Origin of the sequence: Synechococcus sp. H55.2, assembly GCF_047462495.1 — a bacterium.
Classification (GTDB): Bacteria; Cyanobacteriota; Cyanobacteriia; order Thermostichales; family Thermostichaceae; genus Thermostichus.
On sequence record NZ_JANSJH010000115.1, the window covers coordinates 1 to 3,930 of the forward strand.

At 61.3% G+C, this 3,930-nt stretch carries 3 protein-coding genes; all 3 read right to left on the minus strand.

Going from position 1 to position 3,930, the window contains the following annotated elements; genetic code table 11:
• Positions 1-1,265: M16 family metallopeptidase (locus NW844_RS11435; protein WP_414335770.1), on the minus strand; the 1,265-nt coding region annotated here is incomplete at its 3' end.
• 61 nt (positions 1,266-1,326) lie between these two features.
• Positions 1,327-2,631 (minus strand): M16 family metallopeptidase, encoded by a 1,305-nt coding sequence (locus NW844_RS11440; protein ID WP_414335772.1) that lies wholly within the window; start codon positions 2,629-2,631, stop codon positions 1,327-1,329.
• 84 nt (positions 2,632-2,715) lie between these two features.
• Positions 2,716-3,930: site-2 protease family protein (locus NW844_RS11445; RefSeq protein WP_414335773.1), on the minus strand; the 1,215-nt coding region annotated here is incomplete at its 5' end.

Genomic DNA, 3,930 nt, shown 5'->3' on the forward strand with positions numbered 1-3,930 from the left:
AAGGCAGCTTCCGGCCCCACCAGGGCAATGGCCGGGTTGGTCAGATAGGTTTTCGCAGCTTGATGGAGCTGCTCTGGGGTGAGCTGCCTGACCTCTTGCAAGTACTGCTGGTCGAACTCCATGCCCAAGCCCAAAATCTCGTACCAGCCGGCCAGTTGCGCCACTTGGGCATTGGTTTGTTTGCTGAGGGCGTATTGGCCCAATAGCTTGCGCTGGGCCATTTCTATCTCTTCTGGGGGGAGCGGATTGGCCTGCAGACGGTGGATTTCTGCCTGCAGGCGCTCCAGGGCTACCTGGGTGTTCTCCGCCGCAGTGCCCATATAAACCCCAAAAGGAGCGGGATCCCGACGGGTGGCAAAAAAAGCCGAGACCTCATAGGCCAGGCCGCAGCGCTCCCGCAGCTCCACAAACAGGCGGCTGGACAGACCGCTGCCCAGGTAGGTGGCCAGCAATTTCAGGGCTGGATAATCCGCAGAAGCCGCAGGGGATCCGCGAAAGCCGATCAAGAGGGTCGTCTGCTGGGTGGGCTGGGGCAGCTTCAGCAGTTGCGGCTCCCTCAGAGGGGGTAGGGGAAGATCCAGGTCTTTTGGAGAGGGGCCGGGAACAACCCAGTCTCCCAAAGCAGCTTCCACTTGGGCAGCCATCTGCTCCGGCGGCTCTGGGCCGATCACCACCATCACCATTCCATCGGGACGACAGTGGGCCGCATGATAGGCTACCAAATCCTCGCGGGTCAGGGATCCCACCGTCTCCAGCCGTCCCAGCCCCGGTAGGGCGTAGGGGTGATCCCCGTAGAGGGCTTGCCGCACCCGATCAAAAGCCAAGCTGAAGGGCCGTTCCTGTTGGGCGCGAATGGCCTGCAGCATCAAATCCCGCTCCCGCGCCACCTCCGCCTCGGGAAAGCTGGGATCCCGCAGGAGCTCCGCCAGCAACCCCAGCAGCTCAGGAAAATCCGCAGCCACACAGCGCAGGCTGACCTCGAAACAGTCGGCAGAGCTGTCCACCCCCAGCGAGGCTCCCAGCGATTCCACCCAAGCGGCAATGGCCTGAGAGTTGTGCCGATGTGTCCCTTTGGTGAGGACAGCCGCCGTCAAGTGGCTCACCCCCGCCTGCTGCGGTCGCTCTGACCGGCTGCCGCCGCGGAAAAAGCAGTGGGCCGCCAAGATCTCCACCGTTGGGTTCTGGCCCAGCAACAGCGTGAGGCCATTGGCCAAAAGGACGCGCTGTAGACGGCCACGTTGGGTGGCAAACAGGGTAGCGTTCATGCAGGCAAGGGATCCCCGTCCAAAATCCGAAAATCAAGGGTCTGGGGCGTCGAGGTAGCGCTCAACGACAAGCCAGTTGCAGCTCCGAGACTGCCGCCGGATCCAGAGCAGTTGGCTTGAGAAGGGTGACCACATGAGCTTCCGGAGACAAGTATTGCTGGGCCAGTTCCCGGAGCTGAGCCGGGGTAAAAGATTGCAACAACTCCAGGTACTCTTGAATGCGTTGCACCCCACTCAGCGTCTCGTAGTAGCCATAGATACTCGCCAGTTGACTGGGAGACTCGGCGGAGAACAAGAACTCATGGGTGAGCATACGTCGGGTGCGATCCAACTCCGCTTGGCCGATGCCATCCTGCTGTAACTTTTCAATCTCGTGCAGGATGGTCGCCTCCACCCGCGCCACATCCTCCGGCTCCAGTTGGGCACTGATACAAAAAAGCCCTCCCTCCTTCAGCACCAGCGAAGAACAGCCAATGGCCCTCACCCAGCCCCGCTGTTCCCGCAGCAGATGAACCAGCCGCGAAGTACGGCCATCTCCCAGCACAGAAGCCAACATCTCCAAGCCACAGGCCTCTTGCCAATCGTCAATGCCGACGGTGGGCCAGGCCAATTTCAGGCGGGCTTGCTCCAAGCGGACATGGGTGCTCTCCCGGCGCAGGATCCCTTGGGGACGAGGCTGCGGCGGCATGGGGGGGCTGACCGCTGCCGGCCCGGCGGCAGAGCCACCAAACTGCTCCTCCACCAAAGCCAGCGCCTTTTCAGGTTCGAGGCCACCCGTCACCACCACCGTCATGGATTCAGGCCGATACCAGCCGCGGTGGTAGGCGCGCAGCAGCTCAGGGGTCAGTTGCATCAGGCTTTCTGGCGTGCCCAACACCGGTCGTCCATAAGGGTGCTCCCCGTAGGCGGTCTCCATCAGAAGCTGATAGGCGGTGTAGTCGGGGTTGTCGGCGGCGCGGCGAATTTCCTCCAGGACCACCTGCCGCTCCCGCTCAAACTCCTGCTCCGGGATCCCGGCCCGCAAAACCACCTCTGCCAGGTAAGGCAAGGTATCGGCCAGGTCGGCAGCGGCCACCGTAATGTAGTAGTGGGTGTAGTCTTGGCTGGTGGCCGCATTGGTAACTCCCCCCCGTCCTTCAACGGCCCAGTCCAACTCACCGGGGGCCAAACGCTCGCTGCCCTTAAACACCATGTGTTCCAGAAAATGGGAGATGCCCAGGCACTCCGGCAGCTCATGGCGTGCACCTGCCCGTACCCAGACATCAACAGTAACAGAATCGGCAATCGGGATGGGATGAAGGATGACGCCTAGCCCATTGCTCAGTCGGTGGGTGTAGGCGGGCAAAAGACGAGGAGCGCGATTCAAAATTCTTAACTAATAGAGAACACTCTTAATTATAGAGGGAAAAGGTCGCCGCGAAATAGCATTTGAGACTACTTTTCTTGGCATTTAAGGCTCGTTGTGCAGATCTGGGGATCCCTGCCAAGAGAGACTGGGGGATCCCTCGCCGGCCAGATTGTCCTCCACCTGAAATCCAGGGGGCCACTCTTGGCTGTCTCGCACCCGTTGCACCACCTCTTGGGGCAGCAGAACCCCCAACTGCCGGGCAGCCATGGCCACCACATCGCCCCGATCGATCAAGCCGGCAATGGCACCGCTGGGCGTGAAGACCAAAATGCGGCGCGGTTCTGCCTGGCGCATCATCTGAATCACCTGGGGGATGGGGGTCTCCTCTCGTACCCCCTGCAGTTGCTCCATCGGCTTGAGAATGGCCTTGAGGGTGAGGCGATCCCACTGGCTGCGCTCGATGTCGTTGAGCAGTTCTGGCCTGACCAACCCGCGGTAGCGGCCGTCTTCCTCGGCGAAATAAATCTCTGCTGGCTGAGCTGGGGCTTCCGGCTTGAGGGAAGAGGGCACCAGGTAGCGATCCACAAACTCCCGCAGGCTCATGTTGGCATCCAACACCCGAAACTGGCGGGTCATCACATCGGCAGCCTTCAGGCGGGCCAACACCTGCTGGAGCTGGGCATACTGGCTGTAGCGGCGGGCGGTGTTCAAAATAAACAGTCCGATCAGTCCCAGCCAGAGGCCATTCAGGCTGCCAGCAAAGACCGCCAACAACCCTAGCCCCAACAGGCCAAAGCCGACAAATTGTCCGGCCCGAGCCGCCCAGATCATGCCCTGTTGGCGATCCCCTGTCCAACCCCAGATGGCCGCCTTGAGCATTTGCCCTCCATCCAGAGGCAGTCCCGGCAGCAGATTAAACAGAGCAATCGTCAAGTTGATGGCAGCCAAGTTGGTGAGGGTTGAGGCCAGCATCGACTCCGGCACAGCCCAAGCCCGGGCCAGGCTGAAGATGAGGAACAGGCCCAGGCTGAGGAGGGGACCTGCCACCGCCACGCAAAAAGCGCCGAGGGGACGGGGGACTTCCCGCTCAATCGCTGCCATGCCCCCAAAAATAAACAGGGTAATGGAGTTAACCCTTACTCCGTAGGCGCGGGCCACCAGGCTGTGGGCCAGCTCATGGGCCAGCAAGGAGAGAAACAGCCCCAGCGCCGTCACCACGCCGTAGGAGAGCACCAGCAACAGAGCCGCCGGAAACCAGGTGTAGTCGATGAAAAAGGGGATCCCCCACAAGCTACCGATGCGCAGGCGACTGGTCAT